Annotated in this window: 20 protein-coding genes; 15 read left to right on the top strand and 5 right to left on the bottom strand. The window is 65.3% G+C overall.

Going from position 1 to position 17,697, the window contains the following annotated elements; all coding sequences use genetic code 11:
- Positions 1-2: 2 nt before the first annotated feature.
- Entirely contained in the window at positions 3-743 is a 741-nt protein-coding gene (locus ACX12F_RS18815; protein WP_459366009.1) for a TetR/AcrR family transcriptional regulator, read from the bottom strand.
- 126 nt (positions 744-869) lie between these two features.
- Between ACX12F_RS18815 and ACX12F_RS18810 the strand changes: the two genes are divergently transcribed.
- The 7 genes from ACX12F_RS18810 to ACX12F_RS18780 are packed head-to-tail and all read left to right on the top strand — an operon-like array spanning position 870 to position 6,936.
- The gene (locus tag ACX12F_RS18810; RefSeq protein ID WP_459366008.1) at positions 870-1,631 is read left to right on the top strand and encodes a crotonase/enoyl-CoA hydratase family protein; all 762 of its coding nucleotides are present in this window, start codon (positions 870-872) and stop codon (positions 1,629-1,631) included.
- A 13-nt stretch (positions 1,632-1,644) separates the two neighbouring features.
- Positions 1,645-2,781 (top strand): NAD-dependent epimerase/dehydratase family protein, encoded by a 1,137-nt coding sequence (locus ACX12F_RS18805; RefSeq protein ID WP_459366007.1) that lies wholly within the window; start codon positions 1,645-1,647, stop codon positions 2,779-2,781.
- Positions 2,782-2,825: 44 nt separating this feature from the next.
- Positions 2,826-4,070 (top strand): cytochrome P450, encoded by a 1,245-nt coding sequence (locus ACX12F_RS18800; protein ID WP_459366006.1) that lies wholly within the window; start codon positions 2,826-2,828, stop codon positions 4,068-4,070.
- A gap of 28 nt (positions 4,071-4,098) precedes the next feature.
- Positions 4,099-4,401 (top strand): hypothetical protein, encoded by a 303-nt coding sequence (locus ACX12F_RS18795; protein WP_459366005.1) that lies wholly within the window; start codon positions 4,099-4,101, stop codon positions 4,399-4,401.
- A gap of 8 nt (positions 4,402-4,409) precedes the next feature.
- On the top strand, positions 4,410-4,826 hold the full coding sequence (locus tag ACX12F_RS18790) for a Zn-ribbon domain-containing OB-fold protein (protein ID WP_459366004.1): 417 nt from the start codon (positions 4,410-4,412) through the stop codon (positions 4,824-4,826).
- A gap of 43 nt (positions 4,827-4,869) precedes the next feature.
- A complete protein-coding gene (locus ACX12F_RS18785; protein ID WP_459366003.1) occupies positions 4,870-6,015 on the top strand; it encodes a thiolase family protein in 1,146 nt (381 codons plus the stop codon).
- A 12-nt stretch (positions 6,016-6,027) separates the two neighbouring features.
- A complete protein-coding gene (locus tag ACX12F_RS18780; protein WP_459366002.1) occupies positions 6,028-6,936 on the top strand; it encodes an enoyl-CoA hydratase in 909 nt (302 codons plus the stop codon).
- On the opposite strand, the gene ACX12F_RS18775 is transcribed toward ACX12F_RS18780, so the two are convergent.
- Together ACX12F_RS18775 and ACX12F_RS18770 are read right to left on the bottom strand one after the other, a co-directional pair.
- A complete protein-coding gene (locus tag ACX12F_RS18775) occupies positions 6,937-7,350 on the bottom strand; it encodes a PaaI family thioesterase (protein ID WP_459366001.1) in 414 nt (137 codons plus the stop codon).
- Positions 7,351-7,380: 30 nt separating this feature from the next.
- Positions 7,381-8,202 carry an SDR family oxidoreductase gene (locus tag ACX12F_RS18770; protein WP_459366000.1) on the bottom strand — a complete coding sequence of 274 codons (822 nt, stop codon included), beginning with the start codon at positions 8,200-8,202 and terminating at the stop codon, positions 7,381-7,383.
- A gap of 70 nt (positions 8,203-8,272) precedes the next feature.
- Here ACX12F_RS18770 and ACX12F_RS18765 point away from each other — a divergent pair, with 70 nt between their 5' ends.
- The 4 genes from ACX12F_RS18765 (at position 8,273) to ACX12F_RS18750 (ending at position 12,364) form a co-directional block, all read left to right on the top strand.
- Positions 8,273-9,850: a methylmalonyl-CoA mutase family protein gene (locus ACX12F_RS18765; RefSeq protein ID WP_459365999.1), complete on the top strand. Its 1,578-nt coding sequence runs from the start codon at positions 8,273-8,275 to the stop codon at positions 9,848-9,850.
- A 25-nt stretch (positions 9,851-9,875) separates the two neighbouring features.
- A complete protein-coding gene (locus ACX12F_RS18760; RefSeq protein ID WP_267316360.1) occupies positions 9,876-10,277 on the top strand; it encodes a cobalamin B12-binding domain-containing protein in 402 nt (133 codons plus the stop codon).
- Position 10,278: 1 nt separating this feature from the next.
- Positions 10,279-11,232 (top strand): LLM class F420-dependent oxidoreductase, encoded by a 954-nt coding sequence (locus ACX12F_RS18755; RefSeq protein WP_459365998.1) that lies wholly within the window; start codon positions 10,279-10,281, stop codon positions 11,230-11,232.
- A gap of 70 nt (positions 11,233-11,302) precedes the next feature.
- On the top strand, positions 11,303-12,364 hold the full coding sequence (locus ACX12F_RS18750; protein WP_459365997.1) for a CaiB/BaiF CoA transferase family protein: 1,062 nt from the start codon (positions 11,303-11,305) through the stop codon (positions 12,362-12,364).
- A gap of 5 nt (positions 12,365-12,369) precedes the next feature.
- On the opposite strand, the gene ACX12F_RS18745 is transcribed toward ACX12F_RS18750, so the two are convergent.
- On the bottom strand, positions 12,370-12,690 hold the full coding sequence (locus tag ACX12F_RS18745) for a 2Fe-2S iron-sulfur cluster-binding protein (protein WP_459365996.1): 321 nt from the start codon (positions 12,688-12,690) through the stop codon (positions 12,370-12,372).
- A 101-nt stretch (positions 12,691-12,791) separates the two neighbouring features.
- Between ACX12F_RS18745 and ACX12F_RS18740 the strand changes: the two genes are divergently transcribed.
- Genes ACX12F_RS18740 through ACX12F_RS18725 form a run of 4 tightly spaced genes read left to right on the top strand, consistent with a single transcriptional unit; the run spans position 12,792 to position 16,829 of the window.
- A complete protein-coding gene (locus ACX12F_RS18740) occupies positions 12,792-14,156 on the top strand; it encodes a class I adenylate-forming enzyme family protein (protein ID WP_459365995.1) in 1,365 nt (454 codons plus the stop codon).
- Positions 14,141-14,956, top strand: coding sequence for an acyl-CoA dehydrogenase family protein (locus ACX12F_RS18735; RefSeq protein ID WP_459365994.1), 816 nt, complete (start codon positions 14,141-14,143; stop codon positions 14,954-14,956). Before ACX12F_RS18740 ends, ACX12F_RS18735 begins: the two co-directional genes overlap by 16 nt.
- On the top strand, positions 14,943-16,031 hold the full coding sequence (locus tag ACX12F_RS18730; protein WP_459365993.1) for an acyl-CoA dehydrogenase family protein: 1,089 nt from the start codon (positions 14,943-14,945) through the stop codon (positions 16,029-16,031). The genes ACX12F_RS18735 and ACX12F_RS18730 overlap by 14 nt, the downstream gene beginning before the upstream one ends.
- A gap of 33 nt (positions 16,032-16,064) precedes the next feature.
- Positions 16,065-16,829: an enoyl-CoA hydratase/isomerase family protein gene (locus tag ACX12F_RS18725; protein ID WP_459365992.1), complete on the top strand. Its 765-nt coding sequence runs from the start codon at positions 16,065-16,067 to the stop codon at positions 16,827-16,829.
- A 62-nt stretch (positions 16,830-16,891) separates the two neighbouring features.
- Here the strand turns inward: ACX12F_RS18725 and ACX12F_RS18720 are convergent, their stop codons facing one another.
- Complete coding sequence (locus ACX12F_RS18720; RefSeq protein WP_133762074.1) at positions 16,892-17,656, bottom strand: SDR family NAD(P)-dependent oxidoreductase; 765 nt, start codon at positions 17,654-17,656, stop codon at positions 16,892-16,894.
- Positions 17,657-17,697: the final 41 nt, after the last annotated feature.

The following is a 17,697-nucleotide window of genomic DNA, read 5'->3' as shown; positions in this document are numbered from 1 at the left end:
GGCTAGGAGCGCGGCACCTTGCGACTGCGGGGCACCGACTTCTTGTTGGCCTCGATCAGGCGTTCGGCCTGATCGAGGATGCAGTCGAGTCCGAAATCGAAATTGCTCTCGTCGACCGTGCCCAAGTGGTGGCCCTCCCGAACTGCGCGGGCGAGCAACGGGGTGTTCTCGGCATCGATCGTCATGGCGTCCTGGATGTCGCCCAGCACCTTTCCGTCGGCCTGGTTCTTGTCGCGAAGGCGTTGAAGCACAGCCGATCCGCGGACGTGAACCGACACCGCCGAGTAGATGTCGAAAGCGCTCTGCGGCGGTAATCCGGCTTCCACCAAGCTTGCAATTGCCTTTTCCACGGCTTGCACGCCTACGCGGGCGGCACGCGGACTGAGCGCAGAGCGAATAAGGATCAGGTCGCAAAGAATCGGGTTGGCCACAAACGTCTCACGCATCGTGCGGGCGTGGTTGCGCAGCGTCGACCGCCAGTCCTTGGCCTCGACATACGGCGTGGCGAACACGTACTCGCGCAGGGCGCGGTCCGTCATCGCGTTGAGTAGGTCGTCCTTCTTGCGGAAGTACCAGTAGATGCTCGTGACGCCCACGCCGAGGTGTTTGCCCAGTAGTGGCATGCTGAGGTTGTCGATCGAAACCTGTTCTGCCAGTTCGAATGCGCCGTTGATGATGTCGTCGGGGTTGATCGAACCCCGCTCACGCCGTTGGCGCTTCTCAGCGGTTGCCACCTTTGCCACTGTGGGCACCTCCATCACGATCGATGCTGCGCAATCGTTGAATCTACCGTGTGCTGCCACTCGACTGGCACGCTTATCTACTGTAAGACATATAGTAAGTACTTCTGTGAATATGGAGGGCGAGCGGTGGCAGATGAAGTTCTCGTCGAGCGGCAGGGCCGCATTCTTGTCGCCACGATCAATCGTCCGGATTCGCGTAACGCGGTGAACCACGCGGTGAGTCAGGGACTTGCCAACGCGGTCGATGAACTCGACTCCGATGCAAACCTGTCGGTTGCCGTGATCACTGGTGCTGGCGGAAACTTCTGCGCCGGAATGGATTTGAAAGCCTTCGCGGCTGGCGAGCGCGTCGACATCCCGGGACGGGGACTCGGCTTCACCGAGCGTCCACCGCGCAAGCCCATCATCTCGGCCGTCGAGGGATACGCCCTGGCTGGTGGCACCGAAGTCGTGCTGGCCACGGATCTCGTAGTTGCTTCGCGCACCGCAAAGTTCGGCATCCCGGAAGTGAAGCGTGGCCTGGTTGCTGCCGGCGGCGGGTTGTTGCGACTGCCGAGGCGCATCCCGTTCCAGAAGGCGCTCGAACTGGCTCTCACGGGGGACAGTTTCACAGCAGAACAAGCGGAGGCATGGGGTTTTGTGAATGTGCTGGCGGAACCGGGCGAGGCACTAGCAGCAGCGATCGCGCTCGCTGAACGGATCACCGCCAACGGCCCTATGGCGGTCGCAGTAACCAAGCAGATTCTGGTGCAGGGAGGCAATTGGAGCGACCGCGAAATGTGGTCCAAACAGCTCGAACTCGTCATTCCGGTCTTTACGTCCAATGACGCGAAAGAGGGTTCCATTGCCTTCGCCGAGAAGCGTGCCCCCAGCTGGACGGGAACGTAACAGAAAGGATGAAGTGAGCGACCAGATTGCTGACGTCGTACTGATCACCGGCGCCTTCGGGCAAGTCGGGAAGCGGTGCGCCGAGATCCTGCTCGGGCGAGGGCGAACCGTCATCGCCATGGACCTGCGGAACGACAAGACCACAGCCGTCGCTGACGAGCTGGCGAGCCGATCATGCGGCGGAACACTCGTCGTCGCGTACGCCGATCTGCTCGACGCGGACGCCATCGCCGAGTGCGTGAGCCGACACAAGCCAACCGCCATAGTGCACCTGGCTGCTCTGCTGGCCCCGGCTTCGTACCGAAACCCCATGCTGGCACGCAAGATCAACGTCGACGGCACCCACAATCTGGTGGCAGCCGCGCGTGCCCTGGCCGATCCTCCGCTGTTCATCGATGCGTCGAGCGCGTCGGTCTACGGATCACGGAACCGGTTCACCCACCCGGAGCGCATCACCGCGGACACCGCGGTGAACCCGATCGACCAGTATGGCGAGGACAAGGTGCTTGCCGAAGGAGCGGTACGTGCCAGCGGGCTGCCCTATACAGTGCTGCGCCTCGGCGGAGTGATCTCGACCGACGTCTCCTCCAACTTCAACTCCGACTACCTGGTGCTGATGCGTGCCACGCCGCGGGACAATCAGCTGCACACGGTCGACGCCCGCGACGTCGCGCTCGCCTTCGCCAACGCCGTCGACCGCCGTGATTGGGTGAACGGCAAGACGCTGTTGATCGGCGGCGACGACACGCATCTGCACACCTTCCGTGACGTCGAGGATGACATCATGGAGGCGGTCGGCGTCGGGCGGCTCGGCCCCTCGGCGAGCCTTCCCGGTGATCCGGAAGACGAGCGGGGCTGGGGCTTCACTGGCTTCTTCGATACCAGCGAAGCGCAGGCGTTGCTTGAGTTCCAAGAGCATTCGTGGTCAGAGACGGTGGCGTGGGTCGCGGAATCCCTAGGGCGGGTCCGTGGTGTCCTACAGGTGCTCGGCCCCGTGATTCGTCCGGTGCTGCGGATGGTACTCGCCGTCCAGCGGAAGGTCGAGCGGCGCGGTCCCTATGCCGATCCGTGGGCGCTGATCGAAAAGAATTATGGGCCAGGCGTTTTGGCGAACGGCCAGGCCGGATCGGGAGCGGGCGAACGCCGCTGATCTCCGCGCAGGCGTCGCAGAGTTGCAACAGTGAGGAGTCGTCCATGAGTGCCCCGACCACCGCCGACGCTGCCGGTGTGTTCGCCGACCCATCCGCCTACGCCGACGAGCCGAAACTCCATGCAGCACTGGCTTTTCTGCGTGCTCATGCACCCGTATCCAAGGTTGACGTCGCCGGCTATAAGCCATTCTGGGCGATCACCAAACACGACGATGTCATGGCGATCGAACGCGCCAACACGCTCTTCACCAACTCTCCGCGGCCGGTGCTGATGACCGAAGAGGCCGACGAGCACCAGGCCGCTCTGGGCATCAGCACCCTGATCCACATGGACGACCCGCAGCATCGGCTGGTACGGGCGATCGGCGCCGACTGGTTTCGGCCGAAGGCCATGCGGGACTTGCGCGTTCGCGTCGATGAACTCGCCAAACGCTACGTCGACCGGATGATGGAGTTGGGCGACGAATGCGATTTCGTGCAAGAGGTGGCGGTGAATTACCCGCTGTACGTGATCATGTCGCTCCTCGGTCTGCCCGAATCCGACTTTCCCCGGATGCTGGCGTATACCCAGGAACTGTTCGGCGCCGACGATTCGGAGTTCTCCCGGGGCGTCACTCCTGAGGAAAAGGGTGCCGCGCTGTTCGAGATGTTCAGCTATTTCACCGCGTTGACCGCCGCGCGCCGCGAGAACCCGACCGGCGACCTGGCGTCGGCTGTTGCCAACGCCCGGCTCCAGGGGGAGCCGTTGGGTGACATCGACACCGTCTCGTACTACGTGATCATCGCGACCGCCGGCCACGACACCACGAGTGCGGTGGTCTCTGGTGGTCTGCAGGCGCTCATCGAGAATCAGGATCAGCTCGAGCGGCTTCGCAAGAACCCCGAACTGATGCCACTCGCCACCGAGGAGATGATCCGCTGGGTGACTCCGGTGAAGGAGTTCATGCGCACCGCGCGCGAGAACACCACCGTCCGGGGTGTGCCGATCGCGGCGGGGGAGTCGGTACTGCTGTCGTACGTGTCGGCCAACCGTGACGAAGACGTCTTCGACGACCCGTTCCGTTTCGATGTGGGTCGTGACCCCAACAAGCACGTGGCGTTCGGCTATGGCGTCCACTTCTGCCTGGGCGCAGCGCTGGCGCGGATGGAGGTCACCAGCTTCTTCTCGGAGTTGATCCCGCGGCTCCGATCGATCGAGCTGGCGGGCACTCCACAGCAGGTGGCGACCATCTTCGTCGGCGGCCTCAAACACCTGCCAATCCGCTACTCGCTCACTTCGCGAAAGTGACGTTCTCCTATCTGATAATGTGCTTCTCATGCTGAAGACAGGTAGTCGCCTGCGGAGTCAGGTGTGCGACACCCAGGTGATCGTCGTCCGGACTGGTGAGAGCCTGGACGACCTACGGTGCGGAGGCGCCCCGATGGTGGCGCTCGATGCCGAGGTCGACGGCGCTGCGGTGCTGGACCCGCAGCTATCCGGCGGCGCCGTGATGGGTAAGCGGTACGTCGACGATTCCGCGGCAGAGGTGCTGGTCACCAAAGCCGGTGCGGGCACGCTGAGCGTCGGGGCGACACCGCTTGCCCTCAAGGAAGCCAAACCCCTCCCTGCGAGCGATTAGGACTGACGATGCAGAAGGCGCTTGCCCCTGAAATCTCCACGTGGCCCGATGCGGAGCCAAAGCTGATCGGTAGTCGGTGCGGTGCGTGTTCGGCGACGACGTTCCCTCGCCAGGATCGCTGCCCGAAGTGCAGCAAGGCCGAGATGTCCGAGGTGCTGCTGCCGCGCCGTGGCACCGTGATCGCCTGGACCACACAGGGATTCCCGCCCGGCGCACCGTACGCAGGTCCCACCGGCAAAGACTTCGTGCCGTTCGGCGTCGGACTGGTACAGCTCGGCGACGTGATCCGCGTCGAGGGCCGGCTCACGGAAAACGACCCTGCCAAGCTGGAATTCGGTATGGAGGTCGAGCTCACGATGGCGCCTTTCGCTACCGATGCCGACGGCAATGAGCTGGTCACGTTCTGGTTCAAGCCGGTGGCGTGATGAGCGCTTGCGCGAAGAACCATCCAACACAGGGGTTTTCGATATGAGTAATGATGTAGCGATCATCGGTGTCGGTATCCACCCGTTCGGCCGGTTCGACAAGACCGCGATGGAGATGGGCGCCGAAGCGATCCAGGGAGCGCTGACCGATGCCAAGCTGGAGTGGAAGGACATCCAGTTCGGGTTCGGCGGCAGCTACGAGGTGTCCAATCCCGACGCGGTGACGCGCCTGGTGGGGCTGACGGGTATCACGTTCACCAACGTGTTCAACGCCTGTGCCACCGCGGCCAGCGCCATCCAGCAGACCGCCGACACGATCCGGTTGGGCAAGTACGACATCGGGATCGCCATCGGCCTGGACAAGCACCCGCGCGGCGCCTTCACCGACGACCCGGCCAAGCTCGCACTGCCGCAGTGGTATGCGAACAACGGTCAGTTCGTCACCACGAAGTTCTTCGGGATGAAGGCCAACCACTACATCAACAAGCACGGCATCTCCGAGGAGACATTGGCGCGGGTGGCCAACAAGAACTTCCGCAACGGAATCCTCAATCCGAATGCGTTCCGGCGCAAGGAGATCACCGTTGACGAGATCATGGCTTCGCCGGTGCTCAACTACCCGTTACGTCAGTACATGTTCTGCGCACCCGATGAAGGTGCGGCCGCGGTCATCATGTGCCGGGCCGACATCGCTCATCGGTACACCGACAAGCCGGTGTACGTACGCGCCAGTGAGATCCGTACCCGCACGTACGGCGCTTACGAGGTGCACGCCACTTCCGCGCCGCTCGACGAGGACGTATCGCCCACGGTCTACGCGGCCAAGGCCGCCTACGAGGCCGCCGGCATCGGGCCGGAGGATGTCGACATCGCACAGCTGCAAGACACCGACGCCGGCGCCGAGGTCATTCACATGGCCGAGACCGGCCTGTGCGCCGACGGCGAGCAGGAGAAGCTGCTGGCCGACGGCGCCACCGAGATTCACGGGTCGCTGCCGATCAACACCGACGGCGGCCTCATCGCCAACGGCGAGCCGATCGGTGCGTCGGGCCTGCGCCAGATGCACGAGCTGGTGCGCCAGCTGCGCGGTGAGGCTGGGGAGCGGCAGGTGCCGGGTAGCCCGCGCGTCGGCCTCGCTCAGGTGTACGGTGCGCCGGGTACCGCCTCGGCGACCATTCTGAGCCTTTAGGGGATGCGCGATATGACCGACTTCAAGTATGTCACCTACGAGACCCTCGATAAGGGAACCATCGCCCGAATCATGTTGAATCGTCCGGATACTCGCAATGCGCAGAGCCGTGGCATGCTCACCGAGCTGCACGAGGCGTTCCTGCGGGCCGAGGCCGACGACACCGTGCGGGTCGTCATCCTCGGCGGCCTGGGGCCGATGTTCTCCTCCGGGCACGACCTCGGCTCGGCGCAGTCCCGGGCCGAACGCATGCCCGGGCCGGACCAGCATCCGAGCTTCCAGGTCAACGGCGCCACCCGTTCGGGCGCAGAGATGCTGATGCTGCAGGAATGGCACTACTACTTCGAGAACACCCGCCGGTGGCGCAATCTGCGCAAGATCACCGTCGCCCAGGTACACGGTGACGTGTACGCCGCCGCGCTCATGCTGATGTGGGCGTGCGATCTGATCGTCGCGGCCGACAACACCACCTTCGCGGACGTGGTGGGTACCCGGCTGGGCATGTGTGGCGTCGAATACTTCGCGCACCCATGGGAATTCGGTCCCCGCAAGACGAAGGAGCTGATGCTGACCGGCGACAGTCTCTCGGTGGACGAGGCCCACCGGATGGGCATGGTCAGCAAGGTATTTCCGGCTGACGAACTTGCCGACCGCACACTGGAGTTCGCCCGCCGCATCGCTGCCGTGCCGACGATGGCCGCGCTGCTGATCAAGGAATCGGTGAACCAGACGCAGGACAACATGGGTTTCTACAACTCCCTGAATGCCTGCTTCACCCTGCACGAGCTCAACCACAGTCACTGGGCGCAGGTGCACGAGAACGGCTTCCCGGTCGGCCTGGAGGAGGACGGTCTGCCTAACTGGCGCACCGCACCGCCCGTCGTGCCGGCAGCCAAGGACCAGGTGCGCGGCGGGCAGTGATCAGGCCCGGCCGTCCAGCGCCGCGAAGTTGACGGTCGCGGTGGCGGCGAGATCGCCGTTACCGCGCAGGATTTCGACCTGAACGACGGCCGATCGACGCCCCTGGTGCACGACGCGCGCTACCGCGCGGGCCGGCCCGGTGTCGATGCGGCGCAGATAGCGGATGTGCAGATCCGTCGTGGTGATGGCGTTTCCGAACGACATGGTGCGCGAGACCAGAAGGCCGCCGGCCACGTCGGCGATGGTGGCTATCAACCCGCCCTGCAGACCGCCGTTGGTGTTGACCACCGCCTGCGTCACCGGCAGTTCCATGGCCAGAGTGCCTTCGGGAGAATCTGCCTCGGTCAGGCCGAGGTGGTCGAAAAGCTGCTTCAGTGTCGTCAAACTGGGTGACGCATCGTCGACGGTACTCACAACGTCGGTCTCCAACCCCAACTCGAACGTCTAGCCCAGGAACAGATCCGGGATCGGGTTGGCTCCGCCGCCGTAGGGGGTCAGGTCCCGGCCGGCCTCAGCGAGGACGTCGGCGTCGATGAAGCAGCCGGCCGTGCAATCTCTTGCCTGACGGGTCAGAATCTCGACCGCCGCGTCACCCATGATCGCCGGGCTGCGCGACGAGTCCAGCAGTGCGGCGCCGTCGGCCATGTTCGCCACCGCTGAGGTGGCGATATAGGTCTGGGGCCACAGGCAGTTGAACGCGATGCCGGCGTCGGCGTATTCGGCTGCCCAGCCCAGTGACAGCAGCGTCATCCCATACTTCGACAGCGTGTAGGACGGGTGTGCGCCCAGCCAGCGGGGAGTCAGATTCAGCGGTGGCGCAATGGTCAGCACATGGGCCTTGTCCGACTTGCGCAGGTGTGGCAGAGCGGCCTTCGTGAGCAGAAAGGTGCCCCGGATGTTGACCTGTTGCATCAGGTCGAACTTCTTCGCGGACAACACCTCCGTCGGCTCGACGCCGATGGCGCTCGCGTTGTTGACGCAGATATCGACGCCGCCGAAGCGCTCGACGGCCATCTCGACGGCCCGGTTGACATCGTCCTCGGAACGGATGTCACCCACCACGGCGGCGGCTTTGCCGCCGACGGCCTCGATGTCTTCGGCGGCGGTGTAGACCGTGCCGGGAAGTCGGGGGTGGGGTTCGGCGGTCTTCGCGAGGAGCACGACGTTGGCGCCCTGCTGGGCGGCGGCGACGGCTATCGCGAGTCCGATACCCCTACTTGCCCCGGAGATCACCATTGTCTTGTCGGCGAGTGCGCGGTCCGTCATCGTCCTCCTCTGCAGCTGTTACTGGGAATGGTATTGGCATTCTCTTTTTTTGCAAGTACGTTATTCACTGATGGATAACGATGGCCAGACTCCGTCCGGAATACCGCTGAAACCGGTGTACGGACCCGAGGATCGACAAGTCGACCCGCCCCAGCCGGGTGAGTTCCCCTTCACCCGGGGCAATTTCGCGTCCGGGTACCGCGGGAAGCTGTGGACGTTCCGCCAGTACTCGGGATTCGGCACTGCTGAGGAGTCGAATCAGCGCTACCGCTACCTGCTGGGTCAAGGCGGGACGGGACTGTCGGTCGCCCTCGACCTGCCGACGCAGTGCGGTTATGACTCCGACGACGAGGAGTACGGCGAGGAGGTCGGACGCGTCGGCGTCGCCGTCGACACGCTGGCCGATGCCGAGGTCCTGTTCGACGGCATCCCGCTGGACAAGATCAGCACGAGCTTCACGATCAACGGCACCGCCGCCATCCTGCTGGCCTTCTACGTCGCGGCCGCCGAGAAGAAGGGCGTGCCCCGCGAAAAGCTCACCGGCACAATCCAGAATGACATCCTCAAGGAGTACGCCTCGCGCGGCACCTGGATTTGGCCACCCGAGCCCTCGCTGCGCCTCATCGCCGACACCATCGAGTTCTGCGCCGCCGAGGTGCCGCGATTCAACGCGATCTCGGTGGCCGGTGCGCACTTCCGCGATGCGGGCGCCAACGCCGTGCAGGAGATGGCGTTCACACTGGCCGACGGTGTCACCTACTGCGACACCGTCGTCGAGCGCGGACGCATGACCATCGACAAGTTCGCGCCCCAGATCTCGTTCTTCTTTTACACGCACGGCGACTTCTTCGAGGAGATCGCCAAATACCGTGCGGGACGGCGTCGTTGGGCCACCATCGTGCGCGAACGGTACGGTGCCACCACAGAGAAGGCGTCGATGTTCCGGTTCGGCTGCGTCTCCGGTGGTGCGTCGCTCTATGCCCCGCAGGCACAGAACAACCTGGTGCGCGTCGCCTACGAGGCGCTGGCATCGGTACTCGGGGGCGTGCAATCCATGTTCACCGCGGCCTGGGATGAGCCGTTCGCGCTGCCCAGTGAGGAGTCCGCGACGCTCGCACTGCGAACCCAGCAGATTCTGGCCTATGAGACGGGCGTCGCCAAGGTGGCCGACCCGTTGGGTGGCTCCTATTTCGTCGAAGCGCTCACCGACGCCACCGAAGAGAAGATCATCGAGATCATGCGGGATCTCGAATCCCACGGCGGCATGGTGCGCTGCATCGAGGACGGCTACCTGCAGGGACTGATCGCCGACGAGGCGTTCAAGATTCACCAGCAGACCGAATCGGGGGAGCGGCCGGTGGTCGGGGTGAACAAGTTCGTCGTCGAAGAGCCGGCGCCCGATCTGGCCACCTATGAACTCGACGCCGAGGGCCGCGACAAGCAGCTCAAGCGGCTGGCCAAGGTGAAGGCCGATCGCGACGACGTCGCCGTGAAGGAAACCCTTGCGGCGCTGGCACGTTCGGCCTCTGGGGGCGACAATCTGATGCATCGCCTCATCGACTGCGCGAATGCATACTGCACGGTGGGAGAGATGGTGTCGACACTGAAATCGGTGTGGGGCGAGTTCCAGCAGCCGGTGGTGTTCTGATGGCGCGCACGCGAGGAGCAATCTGATGTCAGTACGTGTGCTGGTGGCCAAGCCCGGACTGGACGGTCATGACCGGGGCGCCAAGATCGTCGCCCGAACATTGCGCGACGCGGGTTTCGAGGTGATCTACACGGGCATCCGGCAGCGGATCGAGGACATCGTATCCATCGCGCTGCAGGAGGATGTCGCCCTCGTCGGGCTCTCGATCCTGTCCGGAGCGCACCTGGCGTTGACGGCCCGTACCGTCGAGGCGTTGCGCGCCGCCGACGCCGGCGACATCGCCGTGGTGGTGGGTGGCACGATCCCGCTGGGAGATGTGCCGAAGTTGCTGGAAGTCGGAGCGGCAGCGGTGTTTCCAACCGGAACCGGCCTGGACACCCTGGTGGCAGAAGTGCGGAAGCTGACGTCGGAAAGCGCGGTGGGCTGAGATGCGCCTTGGCGTGATGATCGGGGCCGAGCGCGGCGACATGGCGCGCAAGGTCTCCAAGCTGGTGTCCGACATCCAGTGGGCCGAGAGCGCGGGGCTGGACAGCGCGTGGATGCCGCAGGTGCCGAACGACTTAGACTGCCTGACGATGGTCGCCCTGATGGCGGCCAACACGTCGCGCATCGAACTCGGCACTGCGGTGGTGCCAATGCAGGCACAGCACCCGATTGCCCTTGCCCGCCAGGCGCTTTCGGTGCACGCCATGTCGGGAGGGCGGCTGGCCCTTGGCGTCGGGCCGTCGCATCACTGGATCGTGCGCGACATGCTGGGCCTGCCCTACGACAAGCCTGCCGCGTACACCCGCGACTATCTAGAGGTGCTGAACACCGCGATTGCGGGTCCGGGACCCGTTGACGTGGAGAATGATTCGTTCACCGTGCACAACCCGACAGTCCTCGCCGCCGACACCCCCATGCCGGTGCTGGTGTCCGCGCTGGGCCCGGTGATGCTGCAGATCGCCGGCGAGCAGGCCGACGGTACGTCGCTGTGGATGGCCGACGAGAAAGCGATCGGTGACCACATCGCGCCCAAGATCAACAAAGCCGCCGCGGAAGCGGGTAAGCCCGCACCGCGCATCGTCGCGGGAATCCCGGTGACCCTGTGCGCGAACTCGGAGATCGAGGCCGCCAAGGACCGGGCCAACCGGATCCTCGCCGAGGCCGAGACGTCGCCCAACTACCAGAAGCTGCTGGATCGCGGCGACGCCCGCAGCGTCGGCGACCTGTGCGCGGCCGGTGACGAAGAGTCGATCCTCAAGCGGTTCAAGCAGTTCGCCGACGCGGGCGTGACGGATCTGTCGGTGCGGCTGCTGCCCATCGGCGACAACCGCGACGAACTGATCGCCTCCAAGAACCGTACGCGGGAAGTGATCGCAGAGCTGGCCAAGGCGCTCTGATGCGCCGAGATGACGCTTTTTCGCGACTTTTCGGCGAAATCACGCCACAAACCGTAGTCTCGGCGCCGAAATGAATGGTCCTCTCGCCGGTATCCGGATTCTCGAGGTCGGCGTCATGCTGGCCGGCCCGTACGCCACGATGCTCCTGGCAGACCTGGGCGCCGAGGTGATCAAGATCGAGCCGCCCGGTGGCGAGATTTCACGACAGGTCAGCGACAGCTATTTCGCCAGTCTGAATCGCAACAAGACCAGCATCTGCCTGGACCTGGCGACGGCGGCCGGGCAGGCCCGGCTGGGTGAGCTGGTCGCCGCATCGCATGCGCTGCTGGTGAATATGAAGCCGTCGGTGATCCGCCGGCTTGGCCTGACATATGAGGCGCTGTCGCGATTCAACGAGAAGATCGTCTGCGTGGCGATGACGGGCTTCGGGCTCGACGGCGGTGACGACCCCGCATTCGACTATGTCATCCAGGCGGCGACGGGCGTCGCGGCGATGACCGGTGACCCGGACGGACCGCCGACGCTCCCGGGCTATTCGTCGGCCGACAACTCCACGGGCATGGCTGCGGCGTTGGGCCTGCTCGCCCAGATCGTCTCCGGTCGCGGTGGTCAGGTCGAGGTCTGCCTGCGCGATGTGATGTTGTCCCAGTTGAATTATCATGGCGCCGCGTATCTCAACGACGGCAAACATCCGCGTCGCCACCCGAACGGCGCCCACTCGTATTACGTACCGGCGCAGCTCTTCGAGACCGCGGACGGGTATCTGGCGCTGTTCATCACCCATGACGGGTTCTGGAAATCGTTTGTCGCCGAGGCGGGTCTCGGCGACGGCGATCAGATTCCGTTCGCGACCATGGCCGAACGGGCCGCGCGCCGGGATGAGGTGCTGGCGGTGGTCGAGAAGGTGCTGGCCACCGATACCGCCGCCGACTGGGAGAAGCGGCTGCGGGAACTGGGGATTCCCACGGCCGCGGTCCGCACGTTGCCCGAGGCGTTGGAGGCGACGCCAGAGGCCATCGTCACCGCAGGCGATTTCCGCTTGATCGGCAGCCCGATCAAGGTGGCGGGTTACCAGCCGCAGTACCGGACGCCGCCGGCGCCGCCGTCGGCTGAGTCGCCTCAGTCGTCTTAGTTGCCTCAGTCGTCGTAGCAGACGGTCACCGCCGCCGTGTCCGGCACTGCCTGGCACGTCAGGACGTAACCTTCGGCGACCTCGTCGTCGTCGAGCGCCTCGTTGTTGCGCATGGTCGCGCTGCCCTCGGTCAGTTTGGCGATGCAGGTGCCGCAATTGCCGGCCTCGCAGGAGAACGGGGGAGCCAGGCCGGCCCGCCGCGCGCTGTCGAGCAGTGTCTCGTCGCCGACGCGGTCGACCGACACCTTCTGCCGGTCGAGGTGGATGGTGATCGTGCCCGTGCCCGCGTCCGTGCCGGTTTGCGCCGTTGTCGTGGCTGGCCCCATCGTTGTCCTATCGTCGCGTATTGTCGTTCTAACTATAGGAGAATATGATTCTCGGTATCAATTGGAAATGTTCTCACTACCGCGAAAGGGGCGAGCACGACGTGGCTGACGGTGCGGTGCTCGCCTTCGATCAGCAGGAGTACAGCCGGGCGAAGCTTGATGCTCTGGCCGGCGGGCTGGCCACGGTCTTGGCCGGCCGTGGCGTCGGTACCGGCGACCGCGTCGCGCTGATGTCCTCGACCCGCCCGGAGTTCGTGGTCGCGCTGCTCGCGATCTGGCGCCTGGGTGCCGCCGCGGTGCTGCTCAGCCCGTCGTGGCGGCAGGCCGAGGTGCAGCATGCGCTGGCGCTGACGGGGCCGTCGTACGCGGTTGGTGACAACCCCGTGCTGGCGGGACTGATGCCGATGCTGCATCTCGACGAGCCCATCATCGCCGGGGGCCCCTCCGCCGCTGCGCCCTCGCCGGATTCCGATGCCGTGCTGGCCTTCAGCTCCGGCACCACCGGGATGCCCAAGGCGGTCCGCCATACGCACCGCGGGCTTGCCGCGGCGGTGCGGCAGTGGCGCGCCGCACTCGGATTGTCCGCCGCGGACCGGCTGCAGATGATGACACCGCCGTCGCACATCCTGGGCCTGCTGAACATCATGACGGTGCTGGACGCGGGTGCGTGGGTCCGGTTGCACCCACGGTTCGATGTCGAGACCATGCTGCGGCACATCGAATCCGATCGGATCACCATCGAAATGACCGTGGCGCCCATTGCATTGGCCCTCGCGGCCCACCCGCGGCTGGAAACCTACGATCTCTCGTCGCTGCGGTATCTCATGTGGTGCGCGACGCCGGTGACCGCGACGGTGGCCGAGGACGTTACGCGGCGCACCGGCGTGGGCTGGGTAACCGCTTACGGAGCAACGGAATTGGTGGTCATCGCGTGCGATGACCTCAGCGGTGGAGCGCTGGACACCGTGGGCCGGCCGGTGCCCGGCGTCGATGTCCGCATCGGGGAGTCGGGTGAGATTGAAGTGCGCTCGGAGGCCGTGATGGCCGGCTACCTGCCTGCGGAGGAAACATCGAGCGTCATCGTCGATGGCTGGTTCCACACCGGCGACATCGGACATCTCGACGAGTCCGGGCGGCTGCGGATCACCGACCGCTGTAAGGAGATGATCAAGGTGCGGGGCTTCCAGGTGGCGCCCGCGGAGGTCGAGGCGGTCCTGCACTCGCACCCGGCCGTGGCCGACTGCGCGGTGTTCGGGCTGCCCGACGCGCACGACGGCGAGACGGTGGTGGCCGCGGTGGCCACGAACGCCGCGGTCTCCGATGGCGAATTGATGGATTTGGTCAGCGCCAGGCTGGCCTCCTACAAGCGGCCGAGCCGCATTGTGTTCGTACCCGAAATCCCGCGGCTGCCTTCAGGGAAGGTGTTGCGCCGAGTGCTCAAGGAGCGCCTGTGGACGTCCGTCTGACCGCCGAACAACGGCAACTCGCCGAATCGGCAGCTGAATTGGCAGCTGACTTCGGCTTGCACTCCGTCGCCGATCTCGACGACGCGAATCGTCGCGCGCAATTGGAGAAGGCCGTCGACAGCACCGGTTTCCGGACCCTGCGATCGGACGGCGCCTCCGGTGTCGAGGTGGCCATCGTCGCCGAGGAGTTCGCCCGCGGACTCGTCGACGTGCCGTTCCTGGGCCCGGTGCTGGCCGACGACTTGCGGCGACTGCTCGGCCACGATCCCGAAGGGGCCGGCGCGCAAGCGGATTCGGTGGACCTGCTGGGTGGAATCTCCGGTGTGGTCGAAGCACCGCCGGAGCTCAGCGAGGTGTCGGCCGAGGACGCCGGCCGGTGGCATGCGCTGGCCCTCACCGTCACGTGCGCCGATCTCGTCGGCGCCGCGCGTGGGGCGCACGCGCTGGCGGTCGACTATGCCAAGGTGCGCGAACAATACGGTGCGGCCATCGGTTCCTACCAGGCGGTCGCGCATCTCCTCGCCGAAAGCCTCGCGCTCATCGAAGGATCGGTCAGCGTGCTGCGGCACGCCGCCTGGGCTGTCGACGCATTACCCGCGGTCGAAGCGGTCGAGGCGGCGCGCATCGCCAAGATCTACTGTGCGCGTGCGGCATTGACGGTCTGTGAGACGTCGATCCAGGTGCACGGCGGCATCGGCAACACCTGGGAATGTCTTGCGCACGTGTATCTGCGCCGTGTTCTGACGGCCACTGAACTGTGGCCCGCCAAGTTGGAGGAGCTGACCATTGGACTTTCGTGATTCGCCGGAGGAAGCCGCCTTTCGGGACCGGCTGCGCGCGTGGCTGACCGAGCAGAAGGGCAAGTTCCCGACCTCGGGCGACGAATACTGGGCAGCCCAAGGTGATTGGCACCGAGCACTCTACGGCGCCGGCTTCTTCGGCACGTCGTGGCCGAAGGAATTCGGGGGTCAGGAGCTGCCTCCCGTGTACGACGTGATCGTCGACGAGGAGATCGCGAAGGCGGGTGCGCCGGCACGGCCTAGCCTCGGCTACCTCGTGGTGGGGCTGGGTCATCACGGCAGCAAGGAACTGCAGCAACGGTTTCTGCCCGGGATGATCAACGGCACCGAGCGCTGGTGCCAGGGGTTCTCCGAGCCCGGTGCGGGTTCTGACCTCGCGTCGCTGACTACCACGGCTACCCGTGAGGGTGACGAGTACGTCATCCACGGGCACAAGGTCTGGACGAGCTATTCGGACGTGGCGGACTGGTGTCTGGTGCTGGCGCGCACCGACAAGGACGTGCCCAAACACAAGGGCATCTCCGCATTCATCGTGTCGATGCACCAGCCCGGCATCGAGCAGCGGCCGTTGAAGATGATCAGCGGTGTCACCAAGGAGTTCGGTCAGGTGCTGTTCGACGGCGCACGGGTGCCGGCGGAGAACATGGTCGGCGCGCCGGGGGAGGGCTGGAAGCTGGCGATGACGGTGGTCAGCCACGAACGCGAGCCCTCGACCCTGGGGTTCTCGGCGCGGTACGGAAAGCTGTTGCGGCAGTTGGCCTCCCGGGTCGATGGCACACCACCGGAAGCGCTGTCGTGGGCGTGGGTGCAGACCGAGATGCTGCGTCTGCACGTGCGCAGGCGGTTATCCGAGCAGCTCGACGGCATCACGCACGGCCCGCAGGGCTCCCTCGACAAGCTGCTCATGACATGGACCGAACAGTCCGTCGGCCACGCGGCCCTGGCGACCGTGGGTACCGGTGATCCCGAGTTGTTCGGCGCCTACATGTACAGCCGCGCGCAGAGCGTGATGGGCGGGACGTCGCAGATTCAGAAAAACATCATCGCGCAACGCATTCTCGGTTTGGGAATGTGATGGGCACCGGGGCGAAGAACGGAAGGAACTGACTTGTACGGGATGCCAACGGAAATCGAGGTCCGGGCCGACGGCTCCGTGCGGATCATCACGCTGAACCGCCCGGAGGAACTCAACGCGGTCAACGACGCGCTGCATGTTGGATTGGCGAGCATCTGGGAGGCACTCAACGAGGACGTCGATGCCCGTGCCGCGGTGATCACCGGCGCCGGCCGAGCCTTCTCGGCCGGTGGCGACTTCAACTATCTCAATGAGCTGCGCAACGATGAAGCCTTACGGCAGAAGACCATCAAGCACGGCCGCGACCTTGTCATCGGCATGGTCCGCTGCCGCATCCCGGTCGTCGCCGCAGTGAACGGTCCGGCGGTCGGCCTCGGGTGCAGCCTGGCCGCGCTGTCGGACATCGTTTACCTGGCCGAGAACGCGTTCTTCGCCGACCCGCACGTGCAGATCGGCCTTGTCGCGGCCGACGGTGGCCCGCTGGTCTGGGGCTCGCAGATAAGCCTGTTGCAGGCCAAGGAGTTTGCGCTGACAGGTGTGCGGATCAAGGCGGCCCGCGCCTTCGAGCTCGGCTTGGCCAATCACGTCGTGGCCGACCCGCTGGCGGAGGCCATCGCCTGCGCCAAGCAGCTCGCCGAGCTGCCCAAGCAGGCCGTCGAGGCCACCAAGCGCCTGATGAACATCCAGTTGGAGCGTTCGGTGATGGCGTCACTCGACTATGCGAACCTCGCCGAGTACGTGTCCTTCGGCACCGCCGACTTCAACAAGATCGTCGACGGACTGATCGCCAAGGGTTAGTCGCGGTACGAATGTGGGGTTCACGCGACCGGCGTGAACCCCACATTCCATTGAGCAGCCGGTTACCGCGGCGGGAAGCGCAGTGCGCCGTCGAGGCGGATGACTTCGCCGTTGAGGTAGTCGTTTTCGATGATGCTCTGGGCCAGCTGCGCATACTCCGTCGAGCGGCCCATCCGCTTGGGGAACGGGATCTGCGGGGCCCAGTACTTCTCGAGCTGGTCGGCCGACTGGCCGTAGGCGGGGGTGTTGATGGTGCCCGGCGCGATACTGACGACCCGGATCCCGAGCGGCGACAGGTCACGCGCGGCGACGAGCGTCATACCGAGCACGCCGCCTTTGGCGGCGGAGTAGGGCAGCTGGCCGATCTGGCCCTCCATACCGGCGATGGACGCGGTGTTGATGATGACGCCGCGGGCGCCTTCCTCGAGCGGGTCGGTCTTGGCGATGGCGGCGGCTGCCAGGCGCATCACGTTGAACACCGCGGTCAGATAGAACTTGATGGTCGTCTCGAAGCCGTCCAGTCCGAGCGGCGAGCCGTCCTTACCGATCAGCCGTCCGCCGGCTGCGGGTCCGCCGTGTGTGTCGACCGAAATGCGGAGCGGGCCAAGCGATTCAGCTTCCGCAATGGCGGCTTGCACTGATTCCTCGGAGGTGGCGTCGGTGTGGACGTAGCGGATGCCCAGCTCGTCCTGTAGCGCCTTGCCCTTGTCGTCTGCGACGTCGGCGACCACGACTTTCGCGCCTGCGGTGACGAGGCGCCGCACTGTCGCTTCGCCGAGCCCGCCGGTGCCTCCGACGACGATGGCCGAACTTCCGCTGATCTCCATACCGCATACCTTTCGCGCAAGGAATACTCTCTTCATTGGAG

The organism is Mycolicibacterium sp. HS_4_1, assembly GCF_054515875.1.
Note: the sequence above shows the minus strand (reverse complement) of the source record. Positions and strands in the feature narration are given on the sequence as shown.